Genomic DNA, 16495 nt, shown 5'->3' with positions numbered 1-16495 from the left:
AGGATTTCACAAAGTCGTGGGACAGTGACGGCACTTGGTGCCATCACCACGAGCCCTCACCACATCTCAACTCATCCGCAATGCCAAGAAGAAATCCAGCTTGTCCTCCAGCCGGGAGAGGTCCCGACTCGTCAACTGCTCGATCCTGCCCACGCGGTAGCGCAGTGTGTTGACGTGCAGGTGGAGACGGGTCGCGCAGCGGGTCCAGGAGCCGTCGCAGTCGAGGAAGGCTTCGAGGGTCGGGATCAGTTCCGCGCGGTGGCGGCGGTCGTAGTCACGGAGCGGGTCCAGCAATCGCGCGGTGAATGCGCGGCGCACGTCGTCCGGGACGAACGGAAGCAGGAGGACGTGCGAGGCCAGTTCCTGGTGGCCCGCCGCGCAGACCCGCCCCGGCCGTGCCGCCGCCACCCGGCGGGCGTGCCGCGCCTCCTCCAGGGCGCCGCGCAGGCCCTCCGCCGAGTGCACCGCCGCGCTGACGCCCAGCGTGACCCGGCCGTCGCCGTCCAGGCCCGCGGAGAGCGGGGCGCGGACCGACTCCAGGAGCGCGTCGGCGAGGATGCCGGTCTCCGAGCCGTCGTGCTCCGAGGAGACCGCGGGGAGGGGGACGAGAGCGATGGCCTCGTCGCCCGTGTGGGCCACCGCGATGCGGTCGGACGGCTCCGGGCCCGTGGCCAGCGGGTCCACCAGGATCTCCTCCAGGAGGGACTGGGCGATCGGACCCGCCTCGATGTCCGTGTCCTCCCACTCGGCCCGCGCGACCACCACCTGCCAGTGCGGTGCCGCCCCGAGGCCGGGCAGCAGCACCGGCGCGGCCACCCGGAGGCGCGCCGCGATCTCGGCGGGGGCCGCGCCCGTCTGGACCAGCTCCAGGACCTCCTGGGCGAGACGGCGGCGGACCGTGCGCGCCGCGTCCCGGCGGTCCCGTTCGACCGCGATCAGCTGGGTGACGCCCTGGAGGAGGTCCAGCCGCTCCTCGGGCCAGTCACCGGCGTCCGCCTCCACGGCCAGCAGCCAGTCCGACAGCAGCGTCTCGCGCACGTCCCGCGCGCCCTGCGCGGTGCGGCCGCTGCTGCTGCGGATGGGGAAGAGCGAGTAGGTGGCGGCGCCGAGGGTGATGCGGTGCGGGCCCCGGCGGCCCGTGCGGGCGGCCGTCAGATGCTCCGCCGCCAGCCTCGCGCACAGCTCGGCCGGCAGGACGGGGCCCCCGACCTCGGAGCCCGCGATGAGCCGGCCCGCCGGTGACAGCACCCATGCCCGCAGGTCCAGGTCCGAGCCGAGGAGGTCCAGGACCACGTCCGGGCCGCCGCCCGCCGGGCCCGAGGTCATCATCCTGCGGTGCCGGTCCACGACGGCCGCCAGATCCCCGGCGCGCTCGCCGCTGACCTGCCGTACGACATGCTCGGTGACCGTCGCGAAGGCCACCGACTCGTGCACGGCGAAGAGGGGGAGACGGTGCCGGGCGCAGGCCACGACCAGGTCGTCGGGGATGTCGCCCAGCTCGGCCTCACCGGCCGCCAGGGCCACGACGCCGGACTGCACCAGGAGGCGCACGAAAGGGTCCGAGTCCGCGGCGTTCCGACGCCAGGCCAGTCCTGTCAGCACCAGCTCGCCGCCCGAGAGGTAGCGGCTGGGGTCGCGCAGGTCGGTGGTCATCACACCGCGCACGGTGCGGTCCAGCTCGTCCTCGCCGCCGAGCAGCTTGAGGCCCAGCGCGTCGGTTTCCAGCAGTGCGCGCAGCCGCATTCTCGTCGCCGCCGTTCTTTGTCTCGAAATCTACGATGAATCTTGAAGGGTGTGCCGGGCGCGGCCCGCGCCGCGGGCGATGAGCGACGCCGGGTGCGGTGCTCGTCGTCTTTCGGACGGTGTCCCAGGTCACAGGGTTGTGCCCGGTGTTTCCGGAGAATGAGGTGGAGGTTACTGGTGACCTCCGTTCATACGAATCTACAAGATGCCCACCCTGGCCAGCCAACTCCTTCATGGTTTCCGTGACTGACCCCGGTGGAGCACAGGGCGGTGTACTGACGTCAATGCGCGTTAACAGCACATGAACGAGCCGGGCTCGCCGCACCTGATCTGGCTCAAACCGTACGACCCACGAGACGAAGAAGAGAGCCGGTCATGGACTTCCTTCGCCCCGCCAGCTGGGAGGAGGCGCTCGCCGCGAAGGCCGAGCACCCCACCGCTGTGCCGATTGCGGGTGGCACCGATGTGATGGTCGAGATCAACTTCGACCACCGTCGGCCCGAGTACCTGCTCGACCTGAACCGCATCGGCGACCTCTACGAGTGGGAGGTCGGCGAGGAGAGCGTGCGGCTCGGCGCCTCGGTGCCGTACAGCGAGATCATGGAGAGCCTGCGCGCCGAGCTGCCGGGCCTCGCCCTGGCCTCGCACACGGTCGCCTCCCCGCAGATCCGCAACCGCGGCGGCGTCGGCGGCAACCTCGGCACCGCCTCCCCGGCCGGTGACGCCCACCCCGCGCTCCTCGCGGCCGGCGCCGAGGTCGAGGTCGAGTCGGTGCGCGGCAGCCGCCGTATCCCGATCGACGAGTTCTACACCGGCGTGAAGCGCAACGCGCTGGCCGCCGATGAGCTGATCCGGGCCGTCCACATCAAGAAGGCCGACGGGCCGCAGCAGTACTCCAAGGTGGGGACCAGGAACGCCATGGTCATCGCCGTGTGCGCCTTCGGGCTCGCGCTGCACCCGGAGACGCGGACCGTGCGGACCGGGATCGGTTCCGCCGCTCCTACGCCCGTGCGGGCCAAGGCCGCCGAGGAGTTCCTGAACGCGGCGCTCGAAGAGGGCGGCTTCTGGGACAACGGCAAGATCATCACCCCGTCGGTCGCCAAGCAGTTCGCCGAGCTGTGCTCGGGCGCCTGCAACCCGATCGACGACGTCCGGGGCACGGCGAGCTACCGCCGGCACGCGGTCGGCGTCATGGCGCGCCGCACGCTGACCTGGACCTGGGAGTCGTACCGCGGCGACCGCCGCCTCACGGAGGGAGCCGCGTAATGCGTGTCAACTTCACTGTCAACGGACGTCCGCAGGAAGCCGACGACGTGTGGGAGGGCGAGTCCCTGCTGTACGTGCTCAGGGAGCGGATGGGGCTTCCCGGCTCGAAAAACGCCTGTGAGCAGGGCGAGTGCGGGTCCTGCACCGTCCGGCTCGACGGGGTGCCGGTGTGTTCGTGTCTCGTCGCTGCCGGGCAGGTCGAGGGCCGTGAGGTCGTCACCGTCGAGGGGCTCGCGGACTTCGCCAAGCAGCGTGCCGAGCACGGTGGTTGTGCGAGCGGTGCTTGCGGTACGTCGCTTCAGGATGCTCAGCAGTGGGCGGCCAAGGGGCAGGACTCGCAGACCGGTGAGGGCACCGAGCTCTCCCCCGTCCAGCAGGCGTTCATAGACGCCGGCGCCGTTCAGTGCGGATTCTGCACGCCCGGTCTGCTGGTCGCCGCCGACGAGATGCTGGAGCGCAACCCGAACCCGAGCGACGCGGACATCCGCGAGGCACTGTCGGGCAATCTGTGCCGCTGCACCGGCTACGAGAAGATCATGGACGCGGTCCGCCTCGCGGCCGCCCGGCAGTCAGAGGCGGTCTGAGCAGCATGCCCACCAACGGCGCTCCCACGAAGATCACCCAGGGGTCCCAGACCAAGGGCGGCATCGGCGAGTCCACGCTCCGCCCGGACGGCACCCTCAAGGTCACCGGCGAGTTCGCGTACTCGTCCGACATGTGGCACGAGGACATGCTCTGGGGGCAGATCCTCCGGTCCACCGTCGCGCACGCCGAGATCGTGTCCATCGACACCAGCGAGGCGCTCGCCATGGCGGGTGTCTACGCCGTCATGACGTACGACGACCTGCCGACCGATGTGAAGAACTACGGCCTGGAGATCCAGGACACCCCCGTCCTGGCGCACGGCAAGGTCCGCCACCACGGTGAGCCGGTCGCCATCGTCGCCGCCGACCACCCGGAGACGGCCCGTCGTGCCGCGGCGAAGATCAAGGTCGACTACCGCGAGCTGCCCGTCATCACCGACGAGGCCTCCGCGACCGCCCCGGACGCGATCCTCGTCCACGAGGGCCGCGACGACCACCACTCCGGTCATGTCCCGCACCCGAACATCGTCCACCGCCAGCCGATCCTCCGCGGCGACGCCGCCGAGGCCGCCGAGCGGGCCGACGTGATCGTCAAGGGCGAGTACACCTTCGGCATGCAGGACCAGGCCTTCCTCGGCCCGGAGTCCGGCCTCGCCGTGCCGGACGAGGACGGCGGCGTCCACCTGTACATCGCCACCCAGTGGCTGCACAGCGACCTCAAGCAGATCGCCCCGGTCCTCGGCCTGCCCGAGAGCAAGGTCCGGATGACGCTGGCCGGCGTCGGCGGTGCCTTCGGTGGCCGCGAGGACCTGTCGATGCAGATCCACGCCTGTCTGCTGGCGATGCGGACCGGTAAGCCGGTCAAGATCGTCTACAACCGGTTCGAGTCCTTCTTCGGGCACGTCCACCGCCACCCGGCCAAGCTCTACTACGAGCACGGCGCCACGAGCGACGGCAAGCTGACCCACGTCAAGTGCCGGATCGTGCTCGACGGCGGCGCGTACGCCTCCGCCTCCCCGGCGGTCGTCGGCAACGCCTCCTCGCTCAGCATCGGCCCGTACGTGGTCGAGGACGTCGACATCGAGGCCATCGCCCTCTACACCAACAACCCGCCCTGCGGCGCCATGCGCGGCTTCGGCGCGGTCCAGGCGTGCTTCGCCTACGAGGCGCAGATGGACAAGCTGGCGGAGAAGCTGGGCATGGACCCGGTGGAGCTGCGGCAGCTCAACGCCATGGAGCAGGGCACCATCATGCCGACCGGGCAGCCGGTCGACTCCCCGGCGCCGGTCGCCGAACTCCTGCGCCGCGTCAAGGCGATGCCGCTGCCGCCCGAGCGCCAGTGGGAGTCCAGCGAGGGCGCGGACGTACGGCAGCTGCCGGGCGGTCTGTCCAACACCACGCACGGTGAAGGCGTCGTACGCGGCATCGGCTACGCGGTCGGCATCAAGAACGTCGGCTTCTCCGAGGGCTTCGACGACTACTCCACCGCCAAGGTGCGCATGGAGGTCATCGGCGGCGAGCCCGTCGCCACCGTGCACACCGCGATGGCGGAGGTCGGCCAGGGCGGCGTCACCGTCCACGCGCAGATCGCCCGCACCGAGCTGGGCGTCACCCAGGTGACGATCCACCCGGCGGACACGCAGGTGGGTTCGGCGGGTTCGACCTCGGCCTCCCGGCAGACGTACGTCACCGGCGGCGCCGTCAAGAACTCCTGCGAGCTGGTCCGGGAGAAGGTGCTGGAGATCGGGCGCCGCAAGTTCGGCTCCTACCACCCCGCCTGGGCCACCGCCGAACTGCTCCTGGAGGGCGGCAAGGTCGTCACCGACGGCGGCGAGGTCCTCGGTGACCTGGTCGACGTACTGGAGGGCGAGGTCGTCGAGATCGAGGCCGAGTGGCGGCACCGTCCGACCGAGGCCTTCGACCTGCGCACCGGGCAGGGCAACGGACACGTCCAGTACTCCTTCGCCGCGCACCGCGCCGTCGTCGAGGTCGACACCGAACTCGGACTGGTCAAGGTCATCGAACTGGCCTGCGCCCAGGACGTCGGCAAGGCGCTCAACCCGCTGTCCGTCCTCGGCCAGATCCAGGGCGGCACCCTCCAGGGCATGGGCATCGCGGTGATGGAGGAGATCATCGTCGACCCCAAGACCGCGAAGGTCAGGAACCCCTCCTTCACGGACTATCTGCTCCCCACGATTCTCGACACGCCGATCATCCCGGTCGACGTGCTCGAACTCGCCGACGACCACGCGCCGTACGGGCTCCGTGGCATCGGCGAGGCACCCACCCTGTCCTCGACCCCGGCCGTCCTCGCGGCGATCCGGAGCGCGACCGGGCTGGAGCTCAACCGCACGCCGGTACGGCCGGAACACCTCACCGGCATGGCGTAGCGGCACCCCGAAAGGCCCTCCGGGCGGTGTGTGGGAACGTCACACACTCCGTCGCACCGCCCGGAGTACTCGACATGCCGCACCGCTCGCGGCGGGTCGGGGACACGCAAGTACCCGCACCACAGATCCTGTTCGTTCGTCTCGGGCCGTCCCCCGGGTCGTGCGGCCGAAGCACCTTCCCAAATCCCGTAGCCGTCAGGGCGGCTTGGCGGGTGCCCCTTTGAACCTTGGGAGTAGGCCCACATGACCCAGCAGTCACTGGAGCCGGCGACCACAGCCGAAGACGCGGGAGAAGGCACCCGCGTCCCGGCCGGCAGGTCCTGGCTCGACCGGTACTTTCACATAACCAAGAGAGAATCCACGGTCGCGCGCGAGGTGCGCGGCGGCGTCACCACCTTCATGGCGATGGCGTACATCCTCCTGCTCAACCCGCTCATCCTGTCCGGCAAGGACGCGGCGGGCGACACCCTCGCCCAGAAGGCGCTGATCACCGCGACCGCGTTCGCGGCGGCCTTCACCACACTCCTGATGGGCTTCTTCGGCAAGGTGCCGCTCGCCCTCGCCGCCGGCCTCTCCGTCTCCGGCGTCCTCGCCTCGCAGGTCGCCCCGCAGATGACCTGGCCGCAGGCCATGGGTATGTGCGTGATGTACGGCGTGGTCATCATGCTGCTGGTCGTCACCGGCCTGCGCGAGATGATCATGAACGCGATCCCGCTGGCGCTGAAGCACGCCATCACCATGGGCATCGGCCTGTTCGTCGCGCTGATCGGCCTGGTGAAGGCCGGCTTCGTGCACCAGGGCAAGGCGACCCCCGTCACCCTCGGCCCCGCGGGCGAGCTGGCCGGCTGGCCGGTGCTGCTCTTCGCCATCACCCTGCTCGCGATCTTCATGCTCCAGGCGCGCGGCATCCCCGGCGCGATCCTGATCGGCATCGTCGGCGGCACCGTGATCGCCGTCACCCTCAACGCACTCGACGTCATCGACCCCAAGCAGTGGGCCAGCGGCGCTCCCGAACTGCACGGCAGCGCGGTGTCCATGCCCGACTTCTCGATCTTCGGGGATGTCGAGTTCGGCGGCTGGGGCGAGGTCGGCGCGATGACGGTCGGCATGATCGTGTTCACGCTGGTGCTCGCCGGGTTCTTCGACGCGATGGCCACCATCATCGGCGTCGGCACCGAGGCCAAGCTCGCCGACGACAAGGGCCGGATGCCGGGCCTGTCCAAGGCGCTGTTCATCGACGGTGCGGGCGGTGCGATCGGCGGCGTGGCCGGCGCTTCGGGCCAGACGGTGTTCGTCGAGTCGGCGACCGGCGTCGGCGAGGGCGCCCGTACGGGCCTGTCCTCCGTCGTCACCGGACTGTTCTTCGCGGCCTGTCTCTTCTTCACCCCGCTGACGGCGATCGTGCCGGGCGAGGTCGCCGCGGCGGCCCTGGTGGTCATCGGCGCCATGATGATGATGAACGCCCGCCATGTGGACTGGGCCGACCGGGCCACCGCGATCCCGGTGTTCCTCACGGTCGTCATCATGCCGTTCACCTACTCGATCACGGCCGGTGTCGCCGCCGGCGTCATCTCGTACGTGGCCATCAAGATCGCTCAGGGCAAGGCGAGGGAGATCGGGGCGTTCATGTGGGCCCTGACAGGCATCTTCATCGTCTATTTCGCCCTCAATCCCATTGAGAGCTGGATGGGCGTGCACTAGCAGGTGTGCTGGTACCCGCCCTCCACACAACCGCTTTAAGGAGACCGACAGATGCTGGACATCGCCGAAGAGCTGCACCGGTGGGTCGAGCAGGGACGCGACTTCGCCGTGGCCACCGTGGTGGCCGTCGGCGGCAGCGCACCCCGCCAGCCCGGCGCCGCGCTCGCGGTGGACGCCGACGGCACGGCGATCGGCTCGGTCTCCGGCGGCTGTGTGGAGGGCGCGGTCTACGAACTGTGCCAACAGGCGCTTCAGGACGGCGAGACGGTCCTGGAGCGCTTCGGCTACAGCGACGAGGACGCCTTCGCCGTCGGCCTGACGTGCGGCGGCATCATCGACATCCTGGTCACCCCGGTACGGGCGCAGGACCCGGCCCGGCCGGTGGTGACGGCAGCGCTGGCCGCGGCGGCGGCCGGCGAGGCGTCGGCGGTGGCCCGGATCGTGTCCGGCCCCGCCGACCTGATGGGCCGCGCCCTGCTGGTCCGCCCCGACGGCACCTACGACGGCGGCTACGGCGGCCACCCCGAACTGGACCGCACGGTCGCCGCGGAGGCGGGCGCCTTCCTGGACGCGGGCCGCACCGGCACCCTGGAGATCGGCGAACAGGGATCGCGCTGCGGAGCCCCGCTGACCGTGCTGGTCGAGTCCTCGGTCCCGCCGCCCCGGATGATCGTCTTCGGCGCGATCGACTTCGCGTCGGCGCTGGTGCGGACCGGCAAGTTCCTGAACTACCACGTGACCGTGTGCGACGCCCGCCCCGTCTTCGCGACGAGGACCCGCTTCCCGGACGCCGACGAGATCGTCGTCGAGTGGCCGCACACATACCTGGAGCGCACGGAGGTGGACGCGCGGACGGTCCTGTGCGTGCTCACCCACGACGCCAAGTTCGACGTCCCCCTGCTGAAACTGGCGCTGCGGCTGCCGGTGGCCTACGTCGGCGCGATGGGCTCCCGCCGCACCCACCTGGAGCGCAACGAGCGGCTCCGGCAGGTCGGCGTCACCGAGCTGGAGCTGGCCCGGCTGCGCTCCCCGATCGGCCTGGACCTCGGCGCCCGTACGCCCGAGGAGACGGCCCTGTCGATCGCCGCGGAGATCGTCGCGGCCCGGCGGGGCGGCAGCGGGCTGTCACTGACCGGCGCGCACACGCCGATCCATCACGACGTCACGTCCACCTCCTCGCCGGCCGGGCGGATCGGGTCGGTGGCCTGAGACCGCGGTACCGGCTGGTCGGGCCAGGCGAAGGCGTAGGCGGGATCGCCGCCGCGGCTGATCCGCACGTGGCGCAGGAGTTCGCGCACGATTCCCGCGTTGCCCATGGCCCACCCGGTCTGCGGTTCCAGAGTGCTCGGGTCGTCGCGGTGCTCGACGTTGGACCAGCGGACGCCCGCGCCGTCGCGGACGGCGTGGGCGGCGATGTCGGCGACGAGGACCCCGGCGAACTCGGGGGAGTCGCCCTGCTCGGCGATCCGGTCGCAGGCCAGGGCAAGGACGCCCGCCGTGCCGCAGCAGCGGCCGTTGTTGTCCCAGAAGCCCGGGCGCAGCCGGTTCGGCAGGCCGGAGCGCGTGACGCTGTGCCAGCAGCGGTCGGCGAGGGCCGGCCAGGCGGGGTCGGCCGTCAGGTCCCGCAGCAGACGGAAGACCTGGGCGTCACCGGTGGGGCCGTGGCACCAGCCGTAGTTGTACCGTTCCGTCCTCCCCGAGTGGTACGGCGGGTCGGAGTGGGGGACGAGGAAGCCCTCGGGCCCCGCCTCGTCGCGGGACAGGACGTCCGCGGCACCGGCCAGCGCGAGGTCGACGAGGTCGGTGCGACCGGTCGCGTGGCCGACCGCGGCCAGCCCGTACACGATGCCGAGCGTGCCGTGCGAGATGTGGTGCATACGCGCTTCCACACCGGGCCGGTGCTGCCACAGCACGCCCGCCGCGGTCGGCTCGGCCGTGCGGACGTAGGGCTCCACCGCCCGTACGGCGAGTTCGTCGTCCCCTGCCAGGAGCGCGCCGAGACCGATGCCGGCGTTGCCGCCCATCAGCTCGAACAGCTCGCCCCACCGGGTCCCGTCGCCGCATCCATCAGCGGCTTCGCCGCGGGCAGCCCGTACCAGCTCAAGGGCCCGGTCCGCGGCGGCCCCCGCGGCGGTGTCGCCCAGGTCGTCGTGGACGGCACGCAGCGCGAGGGCCATTCCGGTGCGGCCGAAGTACAGGGAGTCGTCGTCCCAGCTCTCGACCGACGCCGCCAGGCCGCGGGCCGCGCGCACGGCGATGTCCGCGTAGGAGTCGTCGCCGAAGTGCCGCCAGGCCTCCAGGAGGACCGGGACCACTCCGGCCGTGCCGTTGTAGAGCATGGGGTCCAACTCGTCGTCGGAGGGCCTGACGGGCCAGCCGAGACCGCCGTCCCCGGCGTCCCGTGCGACGGCCGACAGCCACCGCAGCCCGTCCTCCGCCAGCGCCTCGACCTCATCGGGTGTCACGTCCACTGCCCCCGCTTCCCTCGCCGTCGTCCGGTCAGTCGCCCGAGTACCCGAAGATCCCCAAGTGGCTCGGATCCTCACCGGTGTACAGGACGACGAACACACCGGTCCACCGCATCAGGCACTCGTCGAGGAGCGTGTGCCCCCGCTCGTGCGGTGGGCGCGTGCGCAGTGCCGTGTACGACGCGTCGAGCAGTTCCTGGAATCCTTCGAGCGTGGGCCGGTCGCTGCCGAAGTGGTGCGCGATCCGATGGTCCGGCAGGGGCCGCAGCGTCCCGTGGTCCTCGGCGACGTACTCCGACGGGGCGGCCGTCGTGTGAACGACCCGCTGGATGTCCAGGATCGAATGGGTGCCCTCCTCCTCCATGAACTCCTCGTCCGCCCACAGTTCCTCGATCGACGCGTACTCCTCGTCGTTGCCGTAGAGCTCCGCGAACACCTCCTCGTGCAGTGCGGCCAAGGACTCCTCGACATCGCCCTTGTACGCGGTGACGTACTGCCAGCCACTGGCGCCCATGGCTTCGCCCTCCCCATGCGAGATCCGTCAGATCGCCGCCACCCTACGAAAGAGCACTGACATCGCCTCGCGTCAGGCCATGCGCAGCAGCCGGTTCACCGCCCGCCCGAACACATACCGGCCCACCCGTCCCACCGCCCTGTCCAAGACCCCCGGCACGAACCGCACCTGCAACTCCTCCCGCCACACCACCCGCGCCCGCCCGCCCGGCCCGGGAAGCACCTCGATCTCGGCCCAGCCCCGGATCGCCCGGCCCCGCTTCTCCAACCGGCACAGGCCAGGCGTGTCGTCGTCCCCCGGCGGCTGCCACACCGTCACCTCCATCGGGTCGTCGAAGGCGAGCGGGCCGACGCCGGAGCGGGCGACGAAACGGGTGCCCACGTGGGTCGGTTCCGGGGTGGTGACGCGGACGTGGGTCAGGGGGACGACATCGGCATGGCGGGGCCACTCCGTCAGGCGGCGCCACGCCTCGGGGAGGGGGAGCGGGACCGTGCGCTGGAGGAGGAAGTTCGCCACGGGAGCGATCTTACGGAACGGTTCCGCGGAAACAGTGCTGGTCATCGGCGGGAGCGGGCGGCGTATACGGGATGGGCAAAGTGGGCCGACCGGCTGTCGGCGGGCAGACGTACGTGAGGTGAACTCGCCTCCGGACGGCGCCCCCACCGCCCTACCCTTCCTCCCAAGAGCGGGCAATCCGACCGCCTCCAGGGGGAGTTGATCGTCATGCCACTGAAGACCTACGGCGTGCTCATCGGACGGGCCGTCGACACCCGGCGCGAGGGCGGCGGCGACTCGCCGCACTACCAGATCCATGTCACCGACGATCAGGGCACGGCCTACCGAGCCGCCGTCAACGTCCTCTCCCAGCAGCAGCCGTCCGAGCTGCTGTACTTCGTCAGCGAGGACTTCCGGCACCCGATCACGGCCCGCCTCGCGGGACTGGCGAGCGGCTGGAACACCCTGCCGCCCGGCCCCGGCGGCCCGAACCTCGACTTCGTGCGCGGCAACCTCTTCGACCCGGCCCTGATGCGGAAGCTGCCCCCGGACCTCGAAGGCCCCGACAACGACCTCGCCGACCTCCTCGACCACTCCGTGCGCCGCGCGGTCGCCGACCAGGACGCCCGGCTGTATCTGTTCGGCGAGCGCTGGGGGCCCGAGGCCAGGACGAAGGACAAGATCTTCGGCTTCCTGCCGGGCAACGGCGTCCACGACATCCATATGAACCAGGGCAACAGCGGCCGCTTCCGCGACTCCGACGGCGTCTGGCAGGACGGCGGACTGCTGATCCACTTCCCGGCGCAGGATCGCTGGGTCGCCGTCTTCCTCGCCTTCCAGAGCCAGTCCTGGAAGACGGACGACGTCACCGGCCACACCATCGAGGACGTCGACGGCTCCCGCCCGGTGCCCGGCACCCGGCCCGTCCGTATCGTCGCCGCCCTCGTCAACCCGCGCGGCCCGGCCCCCGAGGCCGAGAGCGTCACCCTGCTCAACGCCTCACCCGACCCCGTCGACCTGACCGGCTGGCAGATCCAGGACCGCCTCGGCCAGGCCTCCGCCGTCCCCACAGGCCCGCTCGCCGCCGGAGCCACCCTCACCGTGCCCCTCGCCACCGGCGCCCAACTCGGCAACCACGGCGGCGAGATCAGCCTCCTCGACGCCGGCAAGCTCAAGGTGGACGGCGTCTCGTACACGGCGGAGCAGGCGGGGCGGGAGGGGTGGTCGGTCGTCTTCTGACCGGGGTCGTCCACCGTGCCCCGCCGCGTGTACGGCACGATGAGCGCGACCCGGACCGCGCCCCGGACGAGATGCGCCCGACGATGATCCACCGCTCTCCGTACCGCCTTCACCTCACCCGGTGAGACGGATCCTCACCGGTACACCTTCCCAGGCTCGGCCTTCCCCGGCGCGAGCAACTGCGGCACCGTCACGAACACGAACCCCCGCTCCTTGAGCTCGTCGATGATCCCGGGCACCGCCGGCACGGTCCCGTCGTAGAGGTCGTGCAGCAGGATGATCCCGTCCCGCTCGGTCTGGTCGAGGACGCGCTGGCGGATGAGGTCGGAGTCATCGGTCGTGTAGTCCTTGGCGGTCACGCTCCACAGGACCTCCGACATCCCCAGCTCGCGGCAGATGTCGTGCACCGTGTCGTTCGTACGGCCCTGCGGCGGACGCATCAGCGTGGGGCGCCGTCCGATGAGGCGCTCTATCTCGTCGTTGGGCCGGTCTATCTCCTCCCGTATCTCGTCGGCGTCCAGTTCCGTGAGTCTCTTGTGGTCCCAGGTGTGGTTGGCCACCTCATGGCCCTCGGCGGCCATCCGCTCGACCAGTTCCGGGTACTTCTCGATGTGCCGCTTGCCGAGCAGGAAGAAGGTCGCCGGGACCTTCTCCTCCTTGAGGATGTCGAGCAGCCGCGCGGAGTGCTCGCTGGGCCCGGCGTCGAAGGTCAGCGCGACGCACTTGGCCGTGTCGCAGTCGACGCCGCCGGAGCGGGCGGCCTTGGTGATGGACGTGGCCTGTGCCCGGGCTTCGCTGGGCGACGTGGTGTCCAGGCGCACGTACTGAGTGAAGGCCACCAAGGAAGCGGCCGCCACCAGAACGGCAGCGGCACACAACCAGGCCCAACGTTTCTTCATCTTGTTGATCGGAAAAGGCATGCCGCGACTATACATGGCGAGTATACACGCCATGTATAGTGACTCTATGCTGCCTGACCTGCTGGTTTACTGCGCGTAGAACGTGGCGTCCGCCCGATCCGTAGCCGTGCTCGGCGTCTGGACGACCAACAGGTAGTCGTAGTGCCGGACGTACCGCCCCGCGTAGTTGTACGACTCGTACGACACCCCGGCCGAGTCGGCGAGCCCGGCCCGCTTGTAGAAGCTGGCGTCCGACGCGAACGTCGCCGAGCCGTCGTTCTTCTCCAGCCACACCTCGAAGTTCTTGTGCCGCAGGTAGTAGCCGGGGAAGTTGGTGGACTCGAGCGAGACCGTGCCGCTGCCCGCGAGGCCCGTGACCGTACGGAACTGCGAGTCCGCGAGCGGCGAGACATTGGCCTCGATACGCGCCCGGTACTCCCAGTGCCGGATGAAACGGTCCGCGAAGTTGTACGACGACAACCGCTGCGGCGTGACCCCGTCGGCCACCGGGATGCCGAAGTCGGGGGTGCCGTCGGCCTTCCAGTACAGCTTCTGCACGCGGGTGCGGCGGTTGGGGTCGTTGAGCGGGTCGCCGGTGATGTCCTTGTAGCTGCGGTCGTGGTAGACGAGGATGTCGCTCTTGCCGTCCTCGGAGACGGTGAACGAGTTGTGGCCCGGCCCGTACTGGCTCGTGCTCGCGTTGCTGGTGAACACCGGCGTGGAACTCTTGCTCCAGTTCGCGGTGTTGAGCAGATCGGCGCTCGCGGAGGCGGTCAGCATGCCGAGGCAGTAGTTGCTGTCGGTGGCGCTGGCGGAGTACGTCAGGAAGACCTTGCCGCCGTGCTGGATCACCGCCGGGCCTTCATTGACCTTGTAGCCGACCGTCTCCCAGGAGTAGGTGGGCCGCGACAGCATCACCGGAGTGCCGGTGATGGTCCAGGGGTTGGCCATCTTCGCGAGGTAGACGTCCGTGTTGTTGTTCACGGACGGGTCGCGCTGCGCCCAGGACAGATAGCGCACGCCGTTGACGACGAAGGTGGTGGCGTCCAGCGAGAAGCTCTCCCACTGGGTCTTGATCTGCCCCTTCTCCGTCCAGCTCGCGGTCAGCGGGTTGGCGCCGGTGCCCTCCAGGACGTACATCCGGATCGCCCAGATGTCGTTGGTGGCGCCGGCGGCGAAGTAGACGTACCACTTGCCGTCGATGAAGTGGATCTCCGGCGCCCAGATGTGCGCGCCCATCACACCGCTGGCGTGCTTGGTCCAGATGGTGGTCTCGGGGGCCGTGGACAGGCCCTGGATGGTGGTCGCGCGGCGCAGCACGATGCGGTCGTACTCGGGGACGGTCGCGGTGAAGTAGTAGTAGCCGTCGGTGTGTTTGAAGATGTGCGGGTCGGCCCGCTTCTCCGCGATCGGGTTGGTGTAGGTGACGCCGGGGGAGGCGGGGACTGCGGCCTGGGCGGCGGGGGCGGGCCCGGCGAGGCAGGCCGCGAGGCCGACGAGGACGGCCATCAGCAGCCGTACGGCTATGCGTCTCAAGGGAGTTCTCCAGTTACCGGTCATGTGGTGGGGACGAGGCGCCACTGCTGGCAGTTGTTGTTGAGCCAGGTCCACTGGCGTACGTCGGCGCCGTTCGCGGTGCCGCAGTCGGCGACGTCGGCGACCTTGCCGGTGGACTCGTTGACGATCCGGACGTGGTCGCCGGACGCGGTGAGGACGAGGCGGTAGCGCTGGCACTTGTTGTTGAGCCAGGACCACTGCCGGATGTCGGCGCCGTCGGAGGCGGAGCACTCGGCGGTGTCCATCACCTTGCCGGTGGCCACGTTGACCAGCCGGTTGGTGTCGTCGCCGAGGTCCTCCAGCTTCCACTTCTGGTTGGTCCCGCCGTTGCAGGTCCACTGGAAGATGTTGGTGCCGTCGGCCGTGCTGCCGCCGTTCACGTCGAGGCACTTGCCGCTGTTGCGGTTGACCAGGGTGTACGACGTCGGCGTCGCGGCCGTCTCGCCGGACGGGCCGGGCAGGGTGGTGCCGAGGGCGACAGGGGTGCCGAAGTTCGGGGTGCCGTCGGCGTTCCAGGTGAACTTCTGGGCGCGGGTGGTGCGGCCGTTGCCGCAGCCTCCGTTGGAGGCGGAGTTGGCGTGGTAGACGATCCAGTTCTCGGTGCCGTCGGGCGAGGTGAAGAAGCCGTTGTGACCGGGGCCGTAGACGCCGTTCGCGTCACTGCGCTGGAAGACCGGGGTCTGCTTCTTGGTCCAGGAGGCCGGGTTGAGCGGTTCGGAGCCGGTCAGTTCGAGTTGGCCGAGCTTGTAGTCGGGGGTCCCGCAGAAGCTCGCGGAGTAGGTCAGGAAGGTGCGGCCGTTGTGATAGAGCGGCTCCGGGCCCTCGTTGACCGCGCCGCCGGAGGTCTCCCAGCTCAGGGTCGGGCTGGAGATGATCGTGAAGTTGCTGCTCGCGAGGGTGTAGGGGTTGCTCATCGGGGCGATGACCAGGCTCTGCGTACTGCCGTTGATGAACCCGCTGCCCACCAGATACAGCTTGTTGTTGGCCTGGAGCACGCTCGCGTCGATCAGCCAGCCGCCCGGCGTGAGATTCGACCCGGTCAGCGAACCCTTGTAGGTGTACGGCCCCATCGGATCGGTGCCGGCGCTCTCCAGGACATGGGTGCGCTGGGAGTCGCAGCAGGCGACACCGCCCTGGCCGGCCGAGTAGTACACGTACCAGTGGCCGTTGATCAGGTGCATCTCCGGCGCCCAGATGTTGGTGTTGCGGGTCGCCGTGGTGTCCGAATACACCTGCACATTGGGCGCGGTGGCGAGGCCCGCGAGCGTCGGTGACTTGCGGATGCCGAGGATGCCGGTGAACGTCGTGGTGATCAGGTAGTAGTTGCCGTCGTGGTACTGGAGCCAGGGGTCGGCGCCCTTGAACGACTTCAGCGGATTGGTGTACGGGCGGCCTTCCGCCGCGGACGCCGGTTGCGTCGTCGCCACCAGGGCGAGCAGGGCCGCGAGGACGCAGAGGATCAGTGATCTACGGCGTTTCCTGAGCGGCGGGTGAGACATCCGGGGCATATGAGACCGTCCCTGTCCGTAAAAGTTCCTGCTGGCGTCCGGTATTTCGAACGGAGTTCGTGATTCCGATCGTGATGGGGACACGAAGATAAAAGTGGGCCTTGTTCCCGTCAACGGTTTCGTCATATGCG

General features: G+C 69.9%; 13 protein-coding genes. 6 read left to right on the top strand and 7 right to left on the bottom strand.

From position 1 onward, the window contains the following. Positions 1–66: 66 nt before the first annotated feature. Positions 67–1743, bottom strand: a complete 1677-nt coding sequence (locus IE325_RS03690; RefSeq protein WP_190068169.1) for a PucR family transcriptional regulator — start codon at positions 1741–1743, stop codon at positions 67–69. Between the two features lie 375 nt (positions 1744–2118). Between IE325_RS03690 and IE325_RS03685 the strand changes: the two genes are divergently transcribed. The 5 genes from IE325_RS03685 (at position 2119) to IE325_RS03665 (ending at position 8893) form a co-directional block, all read left to right on the top strand. Further along, on the top strand, positions 2119–3009 hold the full coding sequence (locus tag IE325_RS03685) for an FAD binding domain-containing protein (RefSeq protein WP_190068168.1): 891 nt from the start codon (positions 2119–2121) through the stop codon (positions 3007–3009). Then, complete coding sequence (locus IE325_RS03680) at positions 3009–3593, top strand: (2Fe-2S)-binding protein (RefSeq protein WP_190068167.1); 585 nt, start codon at positions 3009–3011, stop codon at positions 3591–3593. The genes IE325_RS03685 and IE325_RS03680 overlap by 1 nt, the downstream gene beginning before the upstream one ends. A gap of 5 nt (positions 3594–3598) precedes the next feature. Continuing rightward, the gene (locus IE325_RS03675; protein WP_190068166.1) at positions 3599–5983 is read left to right on the top strand and encodes a xanthine dehydrogenase family protein molybdopterin-binding subunit; all 2385 of its coding nucleotides are present in this window, start codon (positions 3599–3601) and stop codon (positions 5981–5983) included. A gap of 243 nt (positions 5984–6226) precedes the next feature. Then, positions 6227–7684: an NCS2 family permease gene (locus tag IE325_RS03670; protein WP_190068165.1), complete on the top strand. Its 1458-nt coding sequence runs from the start codon at positions 6227–6229 to the stop codon at positions 7682–7684. A 51-nt stretch (positions 7685–7735) separates the two neighbouring features. Continuing rightward, positions 7736–8893, top strand: coding sequence for an XdhC family protein (locus tag IE325_RS03665; protein WP_190068164.1), 1158 nt, complete (start codon positions 7736–7738; stop codon positions 8891–8893). Here the strand turns inward: IE325_RS03665 and IE325_RS03660 are convergent. The 3 genes from IE325_RS03660 to IE325_RS03650 form a co-directional block, all read right to left on the bottom strand. Next, positions 8839–10155 (bottom strand): lanthionine synthetase LanC family protein, encoded by a 1317-nt coding sequence (locus IE325_RS03660; protein WP_434095391.1) that lies wholly within the window; start codon positions 10153–10155, stop codon positions 8839–8841. The genes IE325_RS03665 and IE325_RS03660 overlap by 55 nt on opposite strands. A 28-nt stretch (positions 10156–10183) precedes the next feature. Next, positions 10184–10666 (bottom strand): hypothetical protein, encoded by a 483-nt coding sequence (locus IE325_RS03655; RefSeq protein ID WP_190068163.1) that lies wholly within the window; start codon positions 10664–10666, stop codon positions 10184–10186. 72 nt (positions 10667–10738) lie between these two features. Further along, the gene (locus IE325_RS03650; protein WP_190068162.1) at positions 10739–11182 is read right to left on the bottom strand and encodes an SRPBCC family protein; all 444 of its coding nucleotides are present in this window, start codon (positions 11180–11182) and stop codon (positions 10739–10741) included. A gap of 207 nt (positions 11183–11389) precedes the next feature. On the opposite strand from IE325_RS03650, the gene IE325_RS03645 reads away from it, so the two are divergent. Beyond that, complete coding sequence (locus IE325_RS03645; protein WP_190068161.1) at positions 11390–12400, top strand: DUF2278 family protein; 1011 nt, start codon at positions 11390–11392, stop codon at positions 12398–12400. Between the two features lie 134 nt (positions 12401–12534). Here the strand turns inward: IE325_RS03645 and IE325_RS03640 are convergent, their stop codons facing one another. From IE325_RS03640 to IE325_RS03630, 3 genes are all read right to left on the bottom strand, one after another. Beyond that, entirely contained in the window at positions 12535–13320 is a 786-nt protein-coding gene (locus tag IE325_RS03640; protein ID WP_229911631.1) for a polysaccharide deacetylase family protein, read from the bottom strand. 66 nt (positions 13321–13386) lie between these two features. Beyond that, positions 13387–14808 (bottom strand): family 43 glycosylhydrolase, encoded by a 1422-nt coding sequence (locus tag IE325_RS03635; protein WP_190068505.1) that lies wholly within the window; start codon positions 14806–14808, stop codon positions 13387–13389. A 47-nt stretch (positions 14809–14855) separates the two neighbouring features. Then, complete coding sequence (locus IE325_RS03630; RefSeq protein WP_229911630.1) at positions 14856–16364, bottom strand: family 43 glycosylhydrolase; 1509 nt, start codon at positions 16362–16364, stop codon at positions 14856–14858. Positions 16365–16495 lie beyond the last annotated feature (131 nt).

The organism is Streptomyces lanatus (assembly GCF_014655715.1).
In the GTDB taxonomy this organism is placed as follows: domain Bacteria; phylum Actinomycetota; class Actinomycetes; order Streptomycetales; family Streptomycetaceae; genus Streptomyces; species Streptomyces lanatus.
The sequence above is the reverse complement of the archived record's forward strand: the minus strand, read 5'-3'. Positions and strand labels throughout refer to the sequence as shown.